This is a genomic window from Aequorivita sp. CRS11 (genome assembly GCF_059693805.1).
The window spans coordinates 328487-349188 of sequence record NZ_JCATIG010000005.1; the positions used below are offsets into that span (position 1 = coordinate 328487).

The 20702-nt window shown below is 39.5% G+C and carries 19 protein-coding genes; 7 read left to right on the top strand and 12 right to left on the bottom strand.

Features of this window, described 5'->3' with window-relative positions; translation table 11 throughout:
* Nucleotides 1-46 precede the first annotated feature (46 nt).
* Nucleotides 47-1153 carry an alkaline phosphatase gene (locus tag AC58DT_RS12330; RefSeq protein ID WP_497217114.1) on the bottom strand — a complete coding sequence of 369 codons (1107 nt, stop codon included), beginning with the start codon at nucleotides 1151-1153 and terminating at the stop codon, nucleotides 47-49.
* 71 nt (nucleotides 1154-1224) lie between these two features.
* Nucleotides 1225-2079: a glycosyltransferase family 2 protein gene (locus AC58DT_RS12335; RefSeq protein ID WP_497217115.1), complete on the bottom strand. Its 855-nt coding sequence runs from the start codon at nucleotides 2077-2079 to the stop codon at nucleotides 1225-1227.
* 53 nt (nucleotides 2080-2132) lie between these two features.
* Here AC58DT_RS12335 and AC58DT_RS12340 point away from each other — a divergent pair, with 53 nt between their 5' ends.
* Nucleotides 2133-3689 carry a T9SS type A sorting domain-containing protein gene (locus AC58DT_RS12340; RefSeq protein ID WP_497217116.1) on the top strand — a complete coding sequence of 519 codons (1557 nt, stop codon included), beginning with the start codon at nucleotides 2133-2135 and terminating at the stop codon, nucleotides 3687-3689.
* Here AC58DT_RS12340 and AC58DT_RS12345 read toward each other — a convergent pair whose 3' ends face one another.
* The 3 genes from AC58DT_RS12345 to gcvP form a co-directional block, all read right to left on the bottom strand.
* The gene (locus AC58DT_RS12345; protein WP_497217117.1) at nucleotides 3690-4211 is read right to left on the bottom strand and encodes a class I SAM-dependent methyltransferase; all 522 of its coding nucleotides are present in this window, start codon (nucleotides 4209-4211) and stop codon (nucleotides 3690-3692) included.
* A complete protein-coding gene (locus AC58DT_RS12350) occupies nucleotides 4211-5269 on the bottom strand; it encodes a 3-oxoacyl-ACP synthase III family protein (protein ID WP_497217118.1) in 1059 nt (352 codons plus the stop codon). The genes AC58DT_RS12345 and AC58DT_RS12350 overlap by 1 nt, the downstream gene beginning before the upstream one ends.
* Before the next feature lie 103 nt (nucleotides 5270-5372).
* On the bottom strand, nucleotides 5373-8222 hold the full coding sequence (gene gcvP / locus AC58DT_RS12355; RefSeq protein ID WP_497217119.1) for an aminomethyl-transferring glycine dehydrogenase: 2850 nt from the start codon (nucleotides 8220-8222) through the stop codon (nucleotides 5373-5375).
* A gap of 131 nt (nucleotides 8223-8353) precedes the next feature.
* Here gcvP and AC58DT_RS12360 point away from each other — a divergent pair, with 131 nt between their 5' ends.
* On the top strand, nucleotides 8354-9172 hold the full coding sequence (locus AC58DT_RS12360; protein ID WP_497217120.1) for a UbiA prenyltransferase family protein: 819 nt from the start codon (nucleotides 8354-8356) through the stop codon (nucleotides 9170-9172).
* Here the strand turns inward: AC58DT_RS12360 and AC58DT_RS12365 are convergent.
* Together AC58DT_RS12365 and AC58DT_RS12370 are read right to left on the bottom strand one after the other, a co-directional pair.
* The gene (locus tag AC58DT_RS12365) at nucleotides 9169-9423 is read right to left on the bottom strand and encodes a hypothetical protein (protein ID WP_497217121.1); all 255 of its coding nucleotides are present in this window, start codon (nucleotides 9421-9423) and stop codon (nucleotides 9169-9171) included. The genes AC58DT_RS12360 and AC58DT_RS12365 overlap by 4 nt on opposite strands.
* A 5-nt stretch (nucleotides 9424-9428) precedes the next feature.
* On the bottom strand, nucleotides 9429-9977 hold the full coding sequence (locus AC58DT_RS12370; protein ID WP_497217122.1) for a sigma-70 family RNA polymerase sigma factor: 549 nt from the start codon (nucleotides 9975-9977) through the stop codon (nucleotides 9429-9431).
* Nucleotides 9978-10146: 169 nt separating this feature from the next.
* Here AC58DT_RS12370 and AC58DT_RS12375 point away from each other — a divergent pair, with 169 nt between their 5' ends.
* Entirely contained in the window at nucleotides 10147-11601 is a 1455-nt protein-coding gene (locus AC58DT_RS12375) for a M20/M25/M40 family metallo-hydrolase (protein WP_497217123.1), read from the top strand.
* A gap of 82 nt (nucleotides 11602-11683) precedes the next feature.
* Here AC58DT_RS12375 and AC58DT_RS12380 read toward each other — a convergent pair whose 3' ends face one another.
* From AC58DT_RS12380 to purK, 3 genes are all read right to left on the bottom strand, one after another.
* Nucleotides 11684-13702 carry a M3 family metallopeptidase gene (locus AC58DT_RS12380; protein WP_497217124.1) on the bottom strand — a complete coding sequence of 673 codons (2019 nt, stop codon included), beginning with the start codon at nucleotides 13700-13702 and terminating at the stop codon, nucleotides 11684-11686.
* Between the two features lie 141 nt (nucleotides 13703-13843).
* A complete protein-coding gene (purE, locus tag AC58DT_RS12385; protein WP_497217125.1) occupies nucleotides 13844-14335 on the bottom strand; it encodes a 5-(carboxyamino)imidazole ribonucleotide mutase in 492 nt (163 codons plus the stop codon).
* Nucleotides 14336-14408: 73 nt separating this feature from the next.
* Complete coding sequence (purK, locus tag AC58DT_RS12390) at nucleotides 14409-15563, bottom strand: 5-(carboxyamino)imidazole ribonucleotide synthase (RefSeq protein ID WP_497217126.1); 1155 nt, start codon at nucleotides 15561-15563, stop codon at nucleotides 14409-14411.
* Nucleotides 15564-15810: 247 nt separating this feature from the next.
* Between purK and AC58DT_RS12395 the strand changes: the two genes are divergently transcribed.
* The 3 genes from AC58DT_RS12395 to AC58DT_RS12405 all read left to right on the top strand — a co-directional run bounded on the left by AC58DT_RS12395 (nucleotide 15811) and on the right by AC58DT_RS12405 (nucleotide 17582).
* Nucleotides 15811-16266: a hotdog fold thioesterase gene (locus AC58DT_RS12395; protein WP_497217127.1), complete on the top strand. Its 456-nt coding sequence runs from the start codon at nucleotides 15811-15813 to the stop codon at nucleotides 16264-16266.
* 13 nt (nucleotides 16267-16279) lie between these two features.
* Entirely contained in the window at nucleotides 16280-16594 is a 315-nt protein-coding gene (locus tag AC58DT_RS12400) for a thioredoxin family protein (RefSeq protein WP_497217128.1), read from the top strand.
* An 85-nt stretch (nucleotides 16595-16679) separates the two neighbouring features.
* Nucleotides 16680-17582, top strand: coding sequence for a DMT family transporter (locus AC58DT_RS12405; protein WP_497217129.1), 903 nt, complete (start codon nucleotides 16680-16682; stop codon nucleotides 17580-17582).
* Between the two features lie 76 nt (nucleotides 17583-17658).
* Here AC58DT_RS12405 and AC58DT_RS12410 read toward each other — a convergent pair whose 3' ends face one another.
* Entirely contained in the window at nucleotides 17659-18783 is a 1125-nt protein-coding gene (locus AC58DT_RS12410) for a M23 family metallopeptidase (RefSeq protein ID WP_497217130.1), read from the bottom strand.
* Between the two features lie 162 nt (nucleotides 18784-18945).
* Nucleotides 18946-19620, bottom strand: a complete 675-nt coding sequence (locus AC58DT_RS12415; protein WP_497217131.1) for a class I SAM-dependent methyltransferase — start codon at nucleotides 19618-19620, stop codon at nucleotides 18946-18948.
* A 313-nt stretch (nucleotides 19621-19933) separates the two neighbouring features.
* Here AC58DT_RS12415 and AC58DT_RS12420 point away from each other — a divergent pair, with 313 nt between their 5' ends.
* Entirely contained in the window at nucleotides 19934-20515 is a 582-nt protein-coding gene (locus AC58DT_RS12420) for a hypothetical protein (protein ID WP_497217132.1), read from the top strand.
* Nucleotides 20516-20702: the final 187 nt, after the last annotated feature.

A 20702-nucleotide genomic window follows, 5' to 3' on the forward strand; every position in this document is an offset into this window, starting at 1 on the left:
ATACTAAAATTAGGGCACTGTAGATTGAAAAAGCTTTTTTTAGCTTTTATTTATCAAAAAAGGCCATCATTTTATGATAAATCTGGTTGCTATCATAAATTCCGTTGAATAGGGTGGCGCCGGGACCTTCAGCAAAAACTGGAACCATTGTAGCGGAATGTCCGGGAGTAGAAAAACTAGGTTTAATTTTGTTGTAATCACTACCGTCAGAAGCAAGTGTAAATCCACCAGTTTCGTGGTCTGCGGTTACAATTATTAGAGTTTCGCCGTTTTGTTTTGCGAAATCCAATGCAACCCCTAAAGTTTTGTCAAAATCCATAAGCTCTTGTATAAGGTAATCTGCATCATTGTCGTGGCCGCCCCAATCTATCTGGCTTCCTTCAACGATTAAGAAAAAGCCTTTTTCGTTTTTTGAAAGTTTTTCCAAAGCCAGTTTTGTGGCGTTTGGTAAAAAATCGCCGCGGCCTTCGCTCATCTTCGGCATTCCATCTTCTGCTAGCAAAATGAGCTCTTTTTGTTCAACGGGTGCTTGCGGAAGTTGATCTGTTGTCACTTTATAACCGTTGGCTTTCATTTCGGCCAATAAATCCTTTCCGTCTTTTCTTTTGTTAAAGAATTTCAATCCCCCACCTGCAAAAAAGTTTACGCCGGAATTTGGAGCAAATTCGGTTATCTCCTCATACATTCTTCTGCTTTTTACGTGTGCATAAAAACTTGCAGGAGTAGCGTGCTGAATGGAAGATGTTGCAACAATGCCTGTAGATAGACCGCGTTTTGATAATTGTTCAACAATAGTCGGTACTGCTATGGTGTCCTTGTCAACACCAATTGCACCGTTATACGTTTTTACACCTGCCGAAAAAACTGTGGCTCCAGCGGCTGAATCTGTAACCAAATCGCTGCCAGATGAAGTTTTGCTGAGTCCAATTGTGCTAAAACGTTCGAAGTTGGGTTTGCCATCCTTATAATAAATTGCTGCGGAAACTTGGCTAAGCCCCATCCCGTCGCCAATTAAAAGAATAATGTTTTTAGGTTTTTTTATTTCAGAAGAAATATTTGATACCGTGTTCTCCTTTACTTGAACAGAAACACAGGAAGTAAAAAGGGTTGTTAATACTAAAAAAGTGCTGAGGAAGAAACGTTTTACTTGCATTGGGGATTTTATTTGCAAAAGTAGGAATTATAAAATGTTCGGATGTTAAAGAAAGGTTGCGAAATGTAGAATTAACGCATTCCCAATTTTTCGCGAATTTTTTGCCAACGAAGTTTTCTAATAAATTCGCCTTCTTTTTCTGAGACAATAAAATTATGATTTGCTCTTTTCGCTTTGGAAAAACCCTTCATGGTATTCATGAAAAACTGGAAACTATTTTTTTTGGAAGCAAGCTTTGCCGAGGCGATAAGCGTGAGCCAAAACCCATAGCGCATTTTATAAAAAGCTTCACCCTGTTTGTATTTTGAAGACTTTGAATAAACTTTCCCGGTGGGTTTTAAATGTTTTACGTGAAGCGAGGTATCTGTCTTTACTTTCCAACCGTGATATTGCGCCAGGAGTTCGTCCACAGTGTCCCAGCCTATGGACTTTTTTAAACCTCCAATATCTTCAAAGCATTTTTTGCGGTACAATTTTATGGGCCCGCGCACTTTTGTTTTTTCTGAAATGGCTTCAAACTCCCAACAGTTTTCTTTTTCTATGTAAAGGTTACCGCCAGCGATGCCGATTTTTTCATCGGAAGAAAAGAGCGCTAAAACATTTTCAAAATAATTTGGAGGCAAGACGATGTCTGCATCAAATTTTCCTATAAAATCAAAATCAGTATCTAAAGTTTCAAAACCTTTGTAAAAAGCATTTATTACTTTGCTTCCGGGTTCATGCAGTTTTGCAGAATGGTGAAGAACGCTTTGAATAAAAGAATATTTTTTTGAAAATTGATCGATTAATTTTTGCGAGCCATCTGTTGAACTATCGTTTACAACGATTACCTTTTTTGGAATAAAGGTCTGTCCTACAATTGATTGAAGCATTTCATGGATATATGCTTCTTCATTGTGGGCAGGTATGATGATGTATATCTTCATTTTGTAAAAATATTATATATTTAGTGATATTATGTAATATTAAAATTTCCCTTATGCACAGATTATTATTTTTTATAGCATTTTTATTCATTAATCCAACTTTTGCACAGATTTATGATGTAACTATTTACGAAAAAATAGGTTTTGAAATTGGAGGGTTTGGTGATAGTTTAGATAATGAAGATTGGTTTGGTTATGCTGTTGAAGGAATTGGCGATTTAAATGGTGATGGAATTAATGATGTAGCGGCGTCTGCCATAAAAGATGATGATGGTGGATTTAATCATGGAGCAGTGTATGTTCTTTTTTTAAACGTTGAAGGTTCAGTAGCCAGTTTTCAAAAAATTAGTGATACCGAAGGTGGTTTTGATGGACAGCTGGATGAATGGGATATATTCGGTACCTCAATATCATATTTAGGTGATTTGAATAACGATGGCTTAATTGAAATTGGGGTTGGTGCAGAATATGACGGAGATGGAGGCTATTGGCATGGAGCCGCTTGGATTTTAACTTTGAATACAGATGGAACGGTAAATTCCTATGCTAAAATTAGCGATACTGAAGGAGGGTTTGACGCACCGCTAGACGATGAAGATGTATTTGGGACAGATATTGAATCTATTGGAGATTTAGATGGTGACGGATTTAAGGATATTGCAGTTTCAGCTAGAAGAGATCCAGACGGAGGTTCAGATAGAGGTGCAGTTTATATTTTATTTTTAAATGGTGATTTTTCGGTAAAAAATTATCAAAAAATAAGTGATACACAAGGTGGATTAAACGGTATTTTAGAGGAAGGTGATTATTTTGGAGGTTCCATTGCAAATATTGGGGATCTAAACGGCGATGGTATAATTGATTTGGCTGTGGGAGCATATAGAGATGATGATGGGGGTTTAAATAGGGGCGCTATATACATTTTGTTTATGAATATAGATGGCACGGTGAATAACTTGCAAAAAATAAGTGATATTTCAGGAAATTTTGATGCTGAATTTAATGATGAAATGTTTTTTGGGAAATCAATTGACTTGATGGGAGATCTAAATGGCGATGAAATGATTGAGATAGTAGTTGGAGCCAGAGGGTATCAAAATGATGGGGCATTTAATTTCGGGGCTTTTTATATTCTCAATTTAAATAATGATGGTACTGTAAATAGCTACGTTAAATACACAGAAGGTTTTCAACATTTTGATGGAGATATTGATGAAGAGGATTCATTTGGTTTCAGTGTAAGTAATATTGGGAAATTAACTGAAAAAAATTGTATTGCAGTTGGAGCTTTTTCTGATGATGAAGGAGGTTTTGAAAAAGGAAGTGTATGGATTTTACAATTGGGTGAAATTTTATCCATTGAAGAGATTGTGCCCGAGTCTAATGCTATTTTTCTTTACCCCAATCCATCAAGAAATTCTTTTAGCCTTAATGAAATCGAAGGTGTCTCCAACATCAAAATTTTTGACATTAATGGACGAGAGATAGTAAGTTATGATAATGTAAATACAAATCTATTTGATGTTTCTTATTTACCGGTCGGCGAATATATAGTAACAATTGCCATTGAAGATAAAAACTCAAGAAGTTTTAAATTGATAAAACAATAACTATAACTTTTCAGCATAAACCAAATAATATCTTGGTGTAATTCTACGAAGTATAGGGCGTATGCCAATTTTTTTTATGGGATTGGTGAATTTTTCACGCTTTACAATTCGCCAGCCAGCTTTTTCCAAAAGCCAGTCAAACTGCCAATCCTCAAACTCATGATAGTGTCGGTCCCACTCATCTGTTTTACTTTTGTAAGCCGAAGCAAACCAAAGTTTTAAAGGTACGGATGCTACCAGCTTTTTGGCTTGGATATCTTTTAAAACGTTAAAGGGTGATACCAAATGTTCAAAGATTTCAAAAGCTGTAACTACATCAAACTCTTCCGTTTTTACAACGCTCGTTTCCAAATCGAGATCTTCGCCTTTGGTGTTTGTAACGTCAAAACCTTCTTGTGTGAGAATTTCTGAGAAAGGGTTGGGAACGCCTAAATCGAGTATTTTTTCTTCTTTTGAAATAACATTCTTTAAAAAGCGAAGCGTGTGTTTGTATCTTTTCGTTGGAAACTTACCTTCGTACATTACACTTTATAAACTATCGCATTAATATTCATTCCCGCGCCAACACTTGCAAAAATAACCAGATCTCCTTTTTGGATGGAGTGTCCTTCCAGCTCGCCATTCAATACTAGGTCATACAGTGTTGGTACAGTCGCCACACTACTGTTGCCCAGTTTATTGATACTCATGGGCATTATTTTTTCAGGAGCGGTCTTGTCGTAAAGTTTATAAAAACGGTTTACGATGGCCTCGTCCATTTTTTCATTGGCTTGGTGGATGAAAATTTTTTTCACTTCGTCAATGTCAACCCCGCTTTGGTCCAAGCAGGTTTTCATGGCGTCGGGTACATTGTTCAGTGCAAATTCATAAATTTTTCTACCGTACATTTTAATATAGCGGCGGTTGTCTTTTTTCTCTAAATTGTTGCTTTCGCCAAAAAAGATAAAATGTGCTTCCTCAAAAGCATAAGTGGCACTGAAATGCGACAGAATTCCACCGGATTCCTCACTAATTTCAACTATTGCGGCACCAGCACCATCACTATAAATCATAGAATCACGATCGTGTGGATCCACAACGCGCGAAAGTGCTTCTGCGCCAATAACCAAACATCTTTTAGCTATGCCAGCTTTTATAAAAGCATAAGCCTGTATCATGCCCTCTACCCAACCGGGACAGCCAAAAAGTACATCGTACCCCACACAAGTAGGATTTTGAATCTTAAGGTTGTGTTTCACACGGGTAGCAATACTCGGCACCGTATCACTCTGTACGGCACCGTGTTTTACATCACCATAATTATGGGCCACAATAATATAATCCAGCGTTTCCTTATCTATGCCTGCGTTTTTTATAGCGTTTTCCGCCGCAAACGAGGCAATATCTGAAGTTGATAAATTCTTGGGAATATAGCGTCTTTCGTGTATGCCCGTAATAGCCTTAAATTTTTCAATAATTACGGTATTTTCATTGCCAAAGCGGGTGCCATCCTCATTATAAAAATGATGGTCACCAAAATGTTCGTTCTTGGCAACCTCACTCGGAATATAACTGCCTATGCCTGTAATCTTGACATTCATAAATTAGAAAGTTTCGTTAAAAATACGGAAAAATCAGTTATTAGTATTTAGTCGCAGTTTTCAGTAAATCCCTTCAGAATTAAACCGAATACTGCAAACTTTTTTAGACTTCCATATAAGCTTCTATCGGGTTGCAGGTGCATATCAAATTTCTATCACCGTATGCCTCATCTACTCTACGTATGGACGGCCAAAACTTATTGTCTGAAACATACTCCAATGGAAATGCCGCTTCCTGTCTGCTATATGGGAAATCCCAAACATCGGCAGTGAGCATCTCTAAAGTATGTGGTGAATTTTTCAGCACGTTGTTTGGCTCGTCTTTCTCAGCATCTTCAATTTCTTTTCTAATAGAAATCATTGCTTCACAAAATTGATCCAGGGCCATTTTGCTTTCGCTTTCAGTAGGCTCAATCATTAACGTTCCTGCAATTGGGAAAGAAACCGTTGGAGCGTGGAAACCGTAATCCATCAATCGTTTGGCGATATCTGTAACTTCTATTCCTTTTGCTTTGAACGGACGGCAATCCACTATCATTTCGTGGGCAGCACGGCCGCGCTCGCCGGCGTAAAGCACTTCATAATGGCCGTTCAGCCTTTCTTTGATATAGTTTGCGTTCAAAATTGCATATTGCGTAGCTTTCTTTAAGCCATTTACGCCAAGCATGCAGATATATGCATAACTAATTAAACAAACCAAAGAGCTGCCATAGGGCGCAGCGGAAATTGCAGTAATAGCATTTTCTCCCCCAGTTTTAATAACAGGATTTGATGGTAAAAAAGGAACCAGCTGCTCTGCAACACAAATGGGGCCAACGCCTGGTCCCCCACCACCGTGCGGAATAGCAAAGGTTTTGTGAAGGTTCAAGTGGCAAACATCTGCTCCGATGGCGCCGGGATTGGTCAAACCAACCTGTGCATTCATATTGGCACCGTCCATATATACCTGTCCGCCGTTTTCGTGTATGATACTTGTTATTTCTCGAATTGCAGATTCATAAACTCCATGTGTTGATGGGTAAGTAACCATCAAACAAGAAAGATTGTCTTTATGCTGTATCGCTTTTTCGCGAAGGTCATCTACATCAATATTTCCTTCTTCCGTAGATTTTGTTACAACTACCTGCATTCCAGCCATAACTGCACTTGCGGGGTTTGTTCCGTGTGCGGAAGATGGAATCAAACATATGTTTCTGTGGCTTTCACCACGCGATTCGTGATAAGCGCGAATAACCATCAAGCCGGCATATTCACCTTGCGCGCCACTATTGGGCTGTAAGGATGTCCCGGCAAAACCTGTGATTTCAGTAAGTTGCTTTTCTAATTTTTTCAGAATAATTTGGTAACCTTCAGCTTGTTCCACGGGAACAAAGGGGTGCATATTGCCCCACATTGGGTCACTCAACGGAAGCATTTCAGCCGCGGCGTTCAATTTCATTGTGCAAGAGCCCAAGGAAATCATGGAATGGTTCAAGGAAAGATCCTTGCGCTCCAGTTTTTTGATGTAGCGCATCAAATCGGTTTCGCTGTGGTATTTGTTGAAAACTTCCTGCTGCAAAAATGCTGTTTTACGAGCTACTTCTTTTGGTATTTTATTGCCAGTTTCCAATTCGGTAATTTTTTGGAAATCTTTTTTGATGGCTTCAGAAAAGATTGAAACTATCTTATTTAAATCTTTTGGAGTTGTAGTTTCATTGATTGAGATTGAAACCGTTTCATCATCGGGATAATAGAAATTCACTTCCTTCGCTTCCGCTAAAAATTTAATTTTGGTAGCATCGGTCTTGATGGCGATGGTGTCAAAATAAGTTTCGTTTATTTGTTCAAAACCTAATTTTTCCAAAGCATTAGCAAGTGTTGCAGCCCCGTTATGTACTTTTCTTGCAATGTATTTCAAACCTTCCGGTCCGTGATAAACCGCATACATTCCAGCCATAACGGCCAAAAGAACTTGGGCGGTACAAATGTTTGAAGTTGCCTTGTCACGCTTTATGTGCTGTTCTCTTGTTTGAAGTGCCATTCGTAAGGCGCGATTGCCGTCGGTATCTTTTGTAACACCAATTATACGGCCCGGAATACTTCTTTTATATTCATCTTTTGTGGCAAAAAAAGCTGCGTGTGGGCCACCATAACCTAAAGGAATCCCGAATCGCTGGGTGGTTCCAACAACTACGTCAACACCGAAATGACCTGGAGATTCCAGCATCACCAAGCTTAAAATATCTGCAGCTACGGCAACTTTTATTTGGTTGTCATTCGCCTTTTGGATGAATTCTTTATAATTGTGAACCTTCCCAGTTCTGCTAGGATATTGAAGGATTACTCCAAAAAACTCTTCCGAAAAATCGAAATCTTCGTGATTGCCCACGACCAAGTCAATTCCCAAAGGCTCCGAACGGGTTTGTAGCAATGAAAGGGTTTGCGGCAATATCTCTTCAGAAACAAAAAACTTTGAGGCATTATTTTTTTTCTTTTCCTTTTCACGAACGTTGTACAAAAGCGCCATTGCTTCTGCAGCCGCCGTTGATTCGTCCAAAAGGGAGGCGTTAGCGAGTTCCATTCCTGTTAAATCACTAACCACGGTTTGGAAGTTTAGCAAGGCTTCCAGTCTTCCTTGGGCAATTTCGGCTTGGTAAGGCGTATAAGCTGTATACCATCCCGGATTTTCCAAGATATTTCGTTGAATTACCGGAGGGGTGATGGATTGGTGATAACCCAACCCTATGTATGTTTTAAATAGTTTGTTTTTTGTGGAAAGTTCGGTAATATGCTCAAGATATTCCTGCTCGCTCATTGCCGTGTCCAGATCGAGTGCTTTTTTCAGCAGAATATCGTCTGGAACGGTTTCATAAATAAGTTGATCAATAGAGCTTACACCAATGGTTTTAAGCATTTCGGGAAGATCGCTTTCCCGGGGACCGATATGCCTTAAAGCAAAAGAATCTGTGTTCATTAATTTGCGTTTGAAATTTAGGTGGCAAAATTACAATATTAAACGTGAAATAGCTCCCTTTTAAGAAGTTGAAAACTTAATTTTTTCAACTAAATAACAAGGTTATAAACACTTTGGTTACTTTTGGGAGTATGAAGGTTTTCTCCCGTGTTTTTGCATTTTATATAAACAGCAGCATTCACGTTGCTTTGGCAGTTGTGGCACTCCTGGCAATTACCGTTTTGGAGTATGGCCTAACCATTTCCTGGGAATTGTGGAGCTTTGTTTTCTTAGGCGCTTTAACGGGTTATAATTTTGTGAAATATGCTAAAGTTGCCGGTCTGCACCACCGTAGTTTAACCAATTCCTTAAAAACCATCCAGGTTTTATCTGCGGTTTGTTTTGTGGCGCTTGCCACTATTGCTTTTCGGTTGCCCATAGATGTGTTGTTGATTGCTGCCGCCTTTGGGCTAACCACCTTTTTTTATGCGGTTCCTTTTATACGAAGTAAAAATCTTCGAAATTTTTCAGGAATTAAGATTTTTGTGGTGGCATTTGTATGGGCGGGAGTAACCGTGATTTTGCCTTTTGCAGCTTCTGAAGTGAAAATAGATTTGGATGTACTGCTTACATTTTTTCAGCGCATTTTAATTGTGGTGGCGCTTATTCTCCCTTTTGAAATACGTGATATACCTTATGATGGCTTAAACCTCAAAACCCTTCCACAGCAAGTGGGGGTGAGAAATGCGAAGTTATTGGGGCTGAGTGTACTTTTACTGTGCTTGGGATGTGAATTTTTTAAAAAAGACTTTAAAGTGGCCTACATTATAAGCCTTTTAATTTTCTGTGTGGTTTTAGGGTGGCTTTTAGTTATTTCAAAACCAGTGCAGAACCGATATTTTTCTTCTTTTTGGGTGGAGGGGCTGCCAATTTTATGGTTGCTAGTTTTTAAACTGTTTGAACAGTTTTAGGAGTTGTGCCCGTTTTTTATTTCATCTTGAAGCTTCTTTTTTATTTGTTCCTTTACTTCTGGGCAAAGGGTTTTGATGTCTGCAGACTGCATAGTCTCGGTAAGCTTGGTATTGCGTTTGGCGTATCCGCGACACAATTTGCACATTAGCAAATGTATCTTCAACTTTAGTTTATCAAATAGACCAGCTTCTTTGTACTGGGTTTTGTCGCAAACGTGTGCGGCATCGTCACATTTTAAAAAAAACTTCATATTTTTTAGTTAAACCAATTTTTTTCCAAGCACTCTGCCAACGACTTACGTGCTCGGTGTATTATTACCCAAAGGTTAGACGGCGTAATATTATATTCTTTACAAATGGCTTCGGTGTCAAAATTTTCAACAGTTTTCATCTTGAAAATACGTGCTTGTTTTTCAGGAAGTTGATCCAAGCATTCCAAAATTGCCAGCCCGAGTTCACGGTTTTCCATTTTGTCCTCAGCCGTTTTGTCAAAAGGGTCGGCAGCATTTTCTTCCAGCCAGTCGCCTTCAGAGTCGTCATCGCGGTATGTAATGTGTACTTCAGCCTTTCCTTTTTTGGAATTTATCTTGCGGTAATAATCGATTATTTTTCGCTTTAAAATAGAGATGAGCCAAGTGCGTTCCGTTGCCTCTCCCTTAAAGTTGTTTTTCGATTTAAGTCCCGCCAAAAAAGTTTCTGAAATCAGATCCTGCGCCACAATATGGTCGTTTACCCTTACAATTGTGTAATTGTAGAGGTAATCAGCATATTTGTCAACCCATTGGTCTGGATTCAGTAGTTCCAAAAGAATAATTTTTGCCTATTTCAAAAATAGGGAAGTTTTACAAACATATACGAAATTACCGGCCATTTAGTTTTATGGGGTTATTGCTGAAATAGTTAAACTTTTATATTTTAAACCTAAGTCCAATAGATGTCTTATTTTTACAGGAATTAATCCTATATACTTCCCAATGAAAAAATTTACTACAGGAATTTTAATGTTCCTTTTATTCACTTTTACAGGCTTTGCCCAACACGGCAATGCTTTTTATGCCACAATGGATGCTGCCGATGCAATTACTTTTAAAACGCTCTATCCAGAGGATATTGCAATTTTAGCAAGCAACGATAAGCAGGCAGCGGTGTTGCTTTCTGAAGAAGTGGCCCATGCTATCCACGACAATGTACGTACCCACGGTCCTGGTTATATATTCAGGGCTTCCGAAGAAAAAGCGGTTCAAGCCTTAAACCAAGTTGCAAACCGTGGCCCACAGATAGATTATAGCATCACTGAAGATACATTTGTAAACGAATGCTTAGACCTTGTGGATGGACAGAATATTGAAGATGATATCTTAGAGCTTCAAGCTTACGGAACTCGATACCACACCAAATCACAAGCGGTACAAGCAGTTATGGATCAACAGGCAAAATGGGACGCAATGATTCTGGCCGCTGGAAGAACCGATGTACACACCCGAATCTACAACCACGTAAATACCCAGATGCCTTCCGTAATTTTAACCTTTGATGGCGCGAATACGCCAGATGAATTTGTAATTATTGGTGGACATATAGATTCCACAACCTTTGGCGATAAAAACAATGCGCCGGGCGCAGATGATAATGCCTCGGGAATTGCTTCCCTGAATGAAATGGTACGTGTGCTATTGGAAAAAGATTTTGTTCCTAATAGAAGTATAGAAGTAATGGCTTTTGCCGCCGAGGAAATTGGTCTTGTAGGTTCAGCTGAAATTGCAGAGGATTATGCCAATCAAGGAGTTAATGTTGCTGCATATGTACAGTTTGATATGACGGGCTACAATGGCTCCAATAGCGATATTTATATTACCACAGATTGGTACAACAGCAATTCGTTGAATACATATTTGACCGAATTGATGGATCATTACAACAGCAATAACCCAAACAATAACCATAACTTTACCTATGGCTATACAGAATGTGGTTATGGTTGTTCAGATCATGCCAGTTGGGCAGATAATGGTTTTGACGCCGCTTTCCCATTTGAAGCAGCAATGGGGCAAGACAATCCAAATATTCACAGTCCAGGAGATGTCTATTCTTTCTTTGGAGAAACAACACATTCTGTAAAATTCGCAAAATTGGGATTGGAGTTTTTGATCGAAGCTGCCAAACCCCAAATTCTATCCGTGGATGACTTCTCTGATAATGCTATCCGGGTTTTCGTGAAAGACAAAACATTAAACTATCGTTTGAACAATACAGTTTCAAACGTTAAGGAGGTAACTGTTTATAACGTAGCGGGACAAAGAATAATTTCTGAAGAAATGAACAATGAATCTGGAAGTGTAACCCTTCAGCAATTTGCCAAAGGTTTTTATATTGCGCAGTTCACTTTGGAAAATGGCCATGCATTCACAAAGAAATTTATATTGAATTGATATAGCTGTAGGCAATAAGCTTTTATTGATCTGCAAATTATGTAAGGCTTCAAAAGTTCTGAACTTTTGAAGCCTTAAATATTTATTGAAGCAATCCCGCCCGTTTTAAAAGTGCTTCGGGATCTGGCTTTTGCCCTCGAAATTTTATGTAGAGTTCCATCGGGTCCATCGTTCCTCCCTGTGAAAGCACGAAACCTTTAAATCTATCGGCTACTTTTTTATTGAAAATGCCTTCTTGTTTAAATAGTGCGAATGCATCCGCATCCAAAACCTCAGCCCATTTGTAGCTGTAATAACCTGCCGAATAACCCCCTTGGAATATATGTGAAAACGAAGTGCTCATGCAGTTTTCCTTCACGTCGGGATAAAGTTGGGTGTCATCAAAAGCGGCAACCTCAAAAGCTTTTACATCTTTTATTCCTGAAGGATCGCTGCCGTGCCAAGCCATATCAAGCATTCCAAAACTTAACTGTCGCAAAGTTGCCATTCCTTCCAAAAAAGTAGCAGAATCCTTTATTTTTTCAACGTATTCCATCGGGATTACTTCTCCTGTTTTGTAATGTGTGGCGAAGAGTTCCAGAGTCTCTTTTTCGTAACACCAGTTCTCTAAAATCTGGCTGGGTAACTCCACAAAGTCCCAATACACACTGGTTCCCGAAAGGCTGGAGTAGTGAGTGTTTGCAAGCATGCCGTGTAGGGCGTGACCAAATTCGTGGAAGAGCGTTGTTACTTCATTAAAAGTTAAAAGTGAGGGTTTGCTAGCCGTAGGCTTAGTAAAATTGCAAACTATGGAAATATGCGGACGGTCATTTTTGCCGTCTATTATTTGTTGCGGTTTATAGGAAGTCATCCAAGCGCCATTTCGTTTTCCTGCACGTGGATGAAAGTCTGCGTAAAAGATGGCGACCAACTCGCCTTCATCATCCTTTCCTTCATAGGTTTTTACGTCTGCGTGATATTTGTCTATGTTTTGCACTTCTTCAAAATGAAGTCCGTAGAGTTTTTCCGCAACGGTAAAAACGCCCTTGATAACATTTTTCAATTCAAAATAAGGCTTCAACTTTTCATCGTCCAGATTGAAGAGTTTCTGTTTCAATTTTTCGGAATAATATGCTCCGTCCCATTTTTCCAAATGATCGATACCGTCAAGTTCTTTCGCGAAAGCGGTCAATTCATCAAATTCCTTTTGCGCTGCAGGTTTTGCCTTTTCAAGCAATTCGTCCAAAAATGATTTTACCTTTTCGGGAGTTTCGGCCATGCGCTCTTCCAGTACTAAGTGTGCGTGGCTTTTATAGCCCAATAAAATTGCTCGTTTATGGCGAAGGTTAGCAATCTGCAATACATTTTGTTGGTTGTCCAATTCGTCATTATGAAAACCTTTTGCACCAAAGGCAATCGCCAATTTTTTGCGAAGCTCGCGGTTGTCTGCATAGGTCAAGAAAGGAACGTAACTTGGGTAATCCAAAGTAAAAACCCAACCTTCTTTTCCTTTTTCCTCGGCGGTTTGGGCGGCGGCTTCAATTACCCCTTCGGGTAGGCCGGAGAGATCTTTTTCATTAGTAATGTGAAGTTCAAACCTATTTGTTTCCGCCAAAACGTTTTCCCCGAAAGTAAGTTTCAACTTAGAAAGATCAGCATCAATTTTACGTAATTGGGTTTTCTTTTCTTCGGAAAGATTGGCACCGTTTCTTGAAAAAGCCTTGTATTTTTTATCGAGCAGCATTTGCTGTTCATCGGAAAGATTTAAAGTATCTTTTTGATTATAAACCGTTTTTATTCTTTCGAACAAAGCTTCATTCAATAACATATCGTTACTGAATTCCGTAAGCATAGGCGAAATTTCCTGTGCTATCTTTTGAATTTCGTCATTAGTTTCGGCGCTATTCAAATTGAAAAAAATACTTGTTGCGCGGTCTAAAAGTTCTCCTGTATTTTCAAGGGCTTCCACTGTATTTTTAAAAGTCGGGTCTTCCGAATTTGAAGTGATTGCATCAATTTCAGCCTTAGTTTCGACAATTAATTTGCTGATGGCAGGCAGGAAATGTGCGTTTTCAATTTTAGAAAATGGGGCGGTGTTGTATGGTTGTAATAGGGGGTTCATAAAAAAGATTATGAGTTTAAAAGTTTATGAGTTTATAAAAAATGTTTCAAGTTTAAAGGTTGAAAGTTTTTATAGATTATATTTTACACATAACATTGACTACTGACTACTGACTACTGACTACTGACTACTGACTACTGACTACTGACTACTGCGTACTTTTTCTGCCCCTTCCTCAACTTTCTTTTTAAGGCTTTCTTTGTAGGCCACAATCTTATCCAAAACAGCTTTATCTGAAGCGCCGATAATCTGTGCGGCAAGAATCCCCGCATTTTTTGCGCCATTCAATGCAACTGTGGCAACGGGAACACCGCCGGGCATTTGGAGTATGGAAAGCACGCTGTCCCACCCATCAATGGAGTTGCTGGATTTTACGGGCACGCCGATTACAGGAAGTGGCGAAAGCGAAGCAATCATTCCCGGAAGATGCGCCGCGCCTCCCGCGCCTGCAATAATTACCGCAATACCACGGGTATGTGCGTTCTTTCCGTAATCAAAAAGTTTGTCCGGAGTTCGGTGGGCAGAAACGATGTCCACTTCCACTTCTATGTCGAATCCTTTTAAAATATCTACTGCTTCCTGCATTACTGGCAGGTCGCTGGTGCTGCCCATTATTATTGCTACTTTCGGCATAAATTCCAAATTTTAAAATTCCAAATCCCAAATCCATTTTTCTGGAATTTGGTACTTGAAATTTGGTGCTTATTTATTTACTAATAACTTCTATCGTTTTCTTAACCTCCTCCGCAATCTTTCGCGCTTTGTTGAGGTCTTTGTTTACTATGGTTACGTGGCCCATTTTTCTAAAGGGGCGGGTTTCTTTTTTGCCGTATATGTGTGGCGTTACGCCTTCCATCGCCAAAATGTTTTCTATGTTTTTATAGACAACTGGGCCGGTGTGGCCTTCGGCGCCTACTAAGTTAACCATAATACCACCAACTTTGCTATCGGTGTTGCCCAAAGGTAAACCTAAAATGGCTCTTATTTGCTGCTCAAACTGGTTGGTGTAGCTGGCTTCTATGCTGTAATGGCCGCTGTTGTGGGGTCTTGGAGCTACTTCGTTTACCAATATTTCATCGTCTTCTGTTTGGAACATTTCTACCGCTAAAAGGCCTACGTGCTTAAACGCTTCGGAAACTTTTGTGGCTACGGCTCTTGCTTTTTGCGCAACTGCTTCGTCTATACGGGCGGGGCAGATTACGTATTCCACTTGGTTGGCTTCTGGGTGGAATTCCATTTCTACCACTGGATAGGTGGTTACTTCCCCGGAAGGGTTGCGGGCTACTATTACAGCCAATTCATTTTTAAAAGGAATCAGTTTCTCAGCAATACAAGCGCCTTCCGAAAGTGGAATTACATCTTCTGCGGTGCGGATAATGCTTACGCCCTTCCCGTCATAACCGCCGGTGCAACTTTTCCATACAAAGGGAAAGTGTAGTTCTTTTCTAACTATGGCTTCGTTGAGGTCGTACTTGTCTTTATAAACCTTAAAAGGTGAGGTAGGTATTTGGTGGTCTTTGTAGAACTGTTTCTGCACCCCCTTGTCCTGAATATTTCTGAGTGTTGCAGCGCTGGGATACGTTTTTATGCCTTCGCTTTCCAGCTTTTCCAAGGCCTCTATGTTTACGCCTTCTATTTCAAATGTGAGTACGTCTACTTTTTTTCCGAAGTTATAAACGGTTTCATAATCCATTAAGTCTCCTTGCTGAAAGTGGTCTGCGGCTATGCGGCAGGGGGCTTCTGCGCTGGGGTCGAGGACGCTGGTGCGGATGTCCCACTTGCGGGTTTCGTAAAGCATCATTTTGCCCAATTGTCCGCCGCCCAGGATGCCAAGTGTGAAGTTGGTGGAGAAGTAGTTCATGTCTGTTGTGTGTTGTCTGTTATCTGTTATCAGTCGTCTTGTGCTTATTGCCAAACACCTAACACCTAACGCCTAACGCCTAACGCTTAACGCTTAACGCTTAACGCTTAACGCTTTTTACGAATGCAAAGATAGGTATTTCGAATTTCGTGAAACGACTATTTTTCCCAACTTAAAGTTTCACCCAATGTTAGCTATTATCCCTAATTTTGAAAAACGAATTTGAAAATAGCAAAACGACTACAAAATGCTCCAAAACAATTTCCAACTTATAAAAACCACTTTTGAAGAAACCATCCCAATGCATAAGTTTTTGGGGTTAAAAATTGAACTGCTCGAAAAGAGTTTCGTGCGCATTAGTGTGCCGTTTAGAAAGGAATTGGTGGGCGACTTTAGAAATAACCGCTGGCACGGCGGCGTAATTGCAACCGTTATGGATTCTGTGGGCGGCGTAATTGGCGCGACCCATTTTACCTCGCTGGACGACAAAATTGCCACCATAGATTTGCGGATAGATTATCTGCGAGGTGCCGAACCGGAAGCAATTATGGTTGAAGGGAAAATTATTCGCTTTGGCAATAGAATACTCGTGGCACGGATGAAAGCTTTTCAAAACGACAGATTAATAGCAGAAGGAAAAGGAGTCTATAATTTTATTAGAATGAATACCCATTCCGAAGAAAACGCGGACGACAAAAATTAACTTTTTACAAATAATGACAGCTGCTGCTTTACACGAAATAATTGTTGCTGAAACTGCCGTAGCGGTTTACTTTGCCGCACCCAATTGCGGCGTTTGTGAAGCATTACGGCCCAAGGTGGAAGCGCTGTTTTCAGAAGAATTTCCTGCGGTAAAATTTCTTCACATTAAAATAGAAAATTCACCAGAAATCTCTGGGGAATTCGGTGTTTTTTCCGCACCTACTTTGTTGGTGTTTTTTGAAGGAAAAGAGTTTTTGAGAAAAGTTAGGTTGATGGGGATTCAGGAACTTAAAGATAAAATTGAGCGGCCCTATAATATGATTTTTTAAAACTTCTCTTGCATAAAATATATTTAGAATAGCTTGGTCAAACTTTTTTATCAATTTACATTTAAACTTCTAAAAAAGGGCCTAAATGAAAAATCAAAAACAGGCATATATTTATGCGGGTATCGCTGTAGTTTTATGGAGTACGGTGGCTACCAGTATGAAGATAGCACTTCAGAGTTATAGCTTTATGCAGTTGCTGTTCTGGTCTTCGGCAACTGCTTTATTGACCTTGGGCGTAATGATGGCGGTGCGAAAGAAGTTTGCCAATTTAACTAAGCTTCCTGCAAAGGCTGTTTTGAAGTCGGCATTTTATGGCGCCATTAATCCGTTTCTGTATTATATCATTTTGTTTAAGGCCTATGAACTCTTGCCTGCCCAAGAAGCCCAAGCGCTTAATTATACTTGGCCCATCATGCTCAGTTTGCTGGCAGTGCCATTGCTCAATCAAAAAATAAGTTTCAAGAATGTGGTCGCCATTGGTATCAGCTTTATAGGGGTGCTAATTATTGCCACGGGGGGGAACTTGATTAATTTGTCTTTTTCCAACGGTCAAGGGGTGGTTTTTGGGCTGGCATCGGCTATAATTTGGGCCCTGTTCTGGATTTTCAACATTAAGGATGAACGCGATGAACTAAGTAAATTGTTCCTCAATTTTCTCTTCGGTTTTATTTATATAGTTATTGCCTTGCTACTCACTTCAGAAATAGTATTCGTCAATCTAAAATCGTGGCTAAGCGCGGTATATGTTGGGTTTTTTGAAATGGGAATCACCTTCGTTATCTGGTCCATCGCCCTTAAAAAATCAATTACGGCAGCTAAGGTGAGTAATCTTGTCTATTTGGTGCCCTTTCTATCTTTGGTGGTAATTTATTTTATTTTGGAAGAACCTATTCGCTTTCCCACAATCATTGGACTCTTTCTTATTGTGGGCGGGCTGACTTTCGATAAGATAAGCTTTAAACAGTTGCGGTTCAGGGGTGGGGAGTAATTTTATTTTTTCTGAAAAAGGACTAAGCTCCAACGCTTACCACTCAATAAACAACACCTTTTTTAGTCTTAAAATTTCAAAATTCTATAACGTCGCTTTCAGAAGGGTAAGTATTGCTTTGCGTTTCCGCCATTGTAGGTACGAAGGGTGTCAACGGAGGTTCGTCCATATATCCCGGGGGAAGGGCGCCCAACTTCGTAAATTGTGAAAATTTGTAGGGCAAGCTTTCAAAATAAAGGCCGTCAGCGTATTCAACTATTTGCTTGCCTTCTGGATTGGTGAGCACGTGCATATGCAGATGCGGGGCGAAGGAATTCCCTGAATTTCCCAAACGGCCCAGCTCTTGGCCTTTGGTTACTGTGTCTCCCGCTTCAACCAAAACGGAATTGGGAACAAGGTGGCAGTAGGTGCCTATGCTGCCGTCTGCATGTTCTACATAAACTACATTGCCGGTCACGTTTGAGGCGTCTATTGGGTAGTCTATTTCACCCGGGGTCATATTGTCTGGAATGTTGTTTTCAGTAAAAATCACTTTTCCACCTTCAGCGGCAAGTATAGGAAGATTATAACAGTACCAATCTTCCAGTTGGCTGCCGTCGTTTTGATAGGGCAGGCCATCAACCAGCTTGGCATAATCTATGGCGTAGCGCTGGGGATTGTTTCCTATTAAATAACCTTGCTGGGTGGGATCAAAAACAGGTTCGGGATAGGGGAAAATGGCGCGGGTGTGGTAGGAGGTTGGGCCAGCCGCAGCTTCCGCCAACCAGATACCTTGGGGCACAGGAAAGGCAATGGTTATAGGGTCTAGGTATTCTTCTTCTATTTTTAAGGTGAAGGTGTGTTGCTTTGCAGTGCCTTCGGCATCTTCATACTGAAATAGGTGCACCAACTCTTCCTTTTCCCAGCCCTGTGCAGGGTAGGGCAGCCAGATACTGGCTATATGCAAATCGTCCCTGGTGATGAAATCGGAATAGGACAGTTGTAGATTGCTATTGTTGAAGATTTCTACTTTTTGAAGGGTGGGGACTTTTATATGCATTTCATACACAAACCAAGTGCCGCTGGTGTTTATTACTTTCACTGGCGGGGTGGGTAAGGCTACCAGCAGGTCGTATGCGTCATTTTGGGGTTCGTTTTTGTTGCAGGCGGCGAGGAGGATTATGAAAAGTGCTATTAATATGTTTTGGTTTTTGAATAACATGGTTGGGGTTTTGTAATTGAAATTTTAAAGATAGGAGATTTTTTTGAGGGGACTAACATCCCCCTAGTCCCCTTCAAAGGGGGGGTACTGTTTTCTGTTGTGGTTGACATCCCCCTGGCCCCCTTCAAAGGGGGGATTGAGGTGTTTTGCGATTAAGTTTATTTATGGATATAGGAGTGTGGTTTTGATAACTCCTTTGCCGTCGTTTAATACAACTGCTGATAGTAGTGTTTCTTCTTTTGGTTTGAGATTGAAAGGCGTAGCCAATAGATCTACGCCGCTTTTTACTTTTAATCTGTTGCCCTGTCCGGAGATGATATCCTTGTTGGGCTTAAAAGCACCATTGGGAATATGTTCCGTTAGAATAACATATTTATAAGCAGCCAACTTGTTTACAATGCTTTGTATTTCGGCATTTGATAGATGCTGAAGTACCTGCCGGAGGATGGCGCAATCTGCAGCTGGCAAAGGGGTTGTTGCAATGTCCAGACAATGGAATTCCAAATTAGGAGCCTTAAATAGTTGCTGGTTGCGGACTATGAGGCTGGGCACTATATCTATTGCAATGTACTTTTTGGTATGTGGCACCAAGTTTTTACCTACGTTAAAATCGCCACAACCTAAATCACATACCGTCAGCGGGGGTGAAAAGGAAGTTAAGAAAGCCGTTACAGCCTCCAGATACGGTTTTACTATGGCAGGCAGATGCGAGCCCTCGCCAGAGTAGAAATCTGCATTATCCCCACCCCAAAGGTTTTGTGCATAAACCTGCTCCATAGCTGCCTTTGTGGGCCACGGGGGTTTTGGTTTTTTGGGATGGTTTTGGTTGCTCTCCATCAATAAATTTATAAATATCCAAATGTACTATTATAATTCTCTCACTTTTCCTAATAACTAATAACTAATAACTAATAACTAATAACTAATGACTCTTGATCTAAATCATACAGCCAATAAAAAAATAAAACCCTATATTTGGTATTCTCCCCGATTAAATAAGAACCCTTTACGGTTTTCCGTAATTGGTGGGTTTTGAATTTTGATACATTTGAATAAATTAATTAAACCTTCGCACATGTGTGGTATAGCAGCAATAGGGATGTCGTATATATACATGTTGTGTGCAAGCGAAAAAAAATAAACCTTTATTTTGACAGAATATTCTAAATTTATAAATAACACTATTATCGGAATAATCCTTTTGCTATGTACTGCATTCAGCGTATTTCTGATAATAAACTGGAATTACATAACTAATCCTGAATTAGTTCCAGGTTACATCGAAACACAAGCGACTTTTTCTTACGGCCGAGATAATTTGGCAAAATATAGACACTGGGGTTTTCATTATCCAATGGCGATTATCCCCTACTTAATTTATATCGAAAGTGTTTTATTGTTGCATTTGATTTTTAAAAAGAATTTGTGGTTGTCAAAAGTTCAATGGATAATGACCTTGACATTTCTTTTAATTATGATATTTTCAGATTATTTATTTGACAACATATATAAAGTTATTGATAGAAATGAATTTTGGAAAATTCAATATTATTTTGATAGTGTCTTAGGAACAGCTTCTTTTGTTACGATTTTATTTTTACTAATAGCATCGATAATATTAATTTTCATTCCTAAATTTAAAAAAAATCGAAAACTCTTGATTTTATGCTTATCAACTATTCTTTTGTTTGTCATTTTTATATTTGCTCATTTTGAGTTTTTCTTTGATTGACAAAAAATATAAATTGAAACTAAATCGAAACATTACGCACAACGCCAGCACACAACAATGTATCCTATGAAAAGCACTAATCCCGTTCTTCAAAAATAATATTTTTATTTTAATTATCTCATAATGATGATTTTGGGGTGTTGGAATGTTGATAATTCCGATAGGATTATCACTATTTCAATACCAT

Bases quoted from the DNA above. Each gene is read 5' to 3' on its own strand.
- AC58DT_RS12330 (WP_497217114.1), bottom strand. From the start codon at position 1,153: ATGCAAGTAAAACGTTTCTTCCTCAGCACTTTTTTAGTATTAACAACC.
- AC58DT_RS12335 (WP_497217115.1), bottom strand. From the start codon at position 2,079: ATGAAGATATACATCATCATACCTGCCCACAATGAAGAAGCATATATC.
- AC58DT_RS12340 (WP_497217116.1), top strand. From the start codon at position 2,133: ATGCACAGATTATTATTTTTTATAGCATTTTTATTCATTAATCCAACT.
- AC58DT_RS12345 (WP_497217117.1), bottom strand. From the start codon at position 4,211: ATGTACGAAGGTAAGTTTCCAACGAAAAGATACAAACACACGCTTCGC.
- AC58DT_RS12350 (WP_497217118.1), bottom strand. From the start codon at position 5,269: ATGAATGTCAAGATTACAGGCATAGGCAGTTATATTCCGAGTGAGGTT.
- gcvP (WP_497217119.1), bottom strand. From the start codon at position 8,222: ATGAACACAGATTCTTTTGCTTTAAGGCATATCGGTCCCCGGGAAAGC.
- AC58DT_RS12360 (WP_497217120.1), top strand. From the start codon at position 8,354: ATGAAGGTTTTCTCCCGTGTTTTTGCATTTTATATAAACAGCAGCATT.
- AC58DT_RS12365 (WP_497217121.1), bottom strand. From the start codon at position 9,423: ATGAAGTTTTTTTTAAAATGTGACGATGCCGCACACGTTTGCGACAAA.
- AC58DT_RS12375 (WP_497217123.1), top strand. From the start codon at position 10,147: ATGAAAAAATTTACTACAGGAATTTTAATGTTCCTTTTATTCACTTTT.
- AC58DT_RS12380 (WP_497217124.1), bottom strand. From the start codon at position 13,702: ATGAACCCCCTATTACAACCATACAACACCGCCCCATTTTCTAAAATT.
- purE (WP_497217125.1), bottom strand. From the start codon at position 14,335: ATGCCGAAAGTAGCAATAATAATGGGCAGCACCAGCGACCTGCCAGTA.
- purK (WP_497217126.1), bottom strand. From the start codon at position 15,563: ATGAACTACTTCTCCACCAACTTCACACTTGGCATCCTGGGCGGCGGA.
- AC58DT_RS12395 (WP_497217127.1), top strand. From the start codon at position 15,811: ATGCTCCAAAACAATTTCCAACTTATAAAAACCACTTTTGAAGAAACC.
- AC58DT_RS12400 (WP_497217128.1), top strand. From the start codon at position 16,280: ATGACAGCTGCTGCTTTACACGAAATAATTGTTGCTGAAACTGCCGTA.
- AC58DT_RS12405 (WP_497217129.1), top strand. From the start codon at position 16,680: ATGAAAAATCAAAAACAGGCATATATTTATGCGGGTATCGCTGTAGTT.
- AC58DT_RS12410 (WP_497217130.1), bottom strand. From the start codon at position 18,783: ATGTTATTCAAAAACCAAAACATATTAATAGCACTTTTCATAATCCTC.
- AC58DT_RS12415 (WP_497217131.1), bottom strand. From the start codon at position 19,620: ATGGAGAGCAACCAAAACCATCCCAAAAAACCAAAACCCCCGTGGCCC.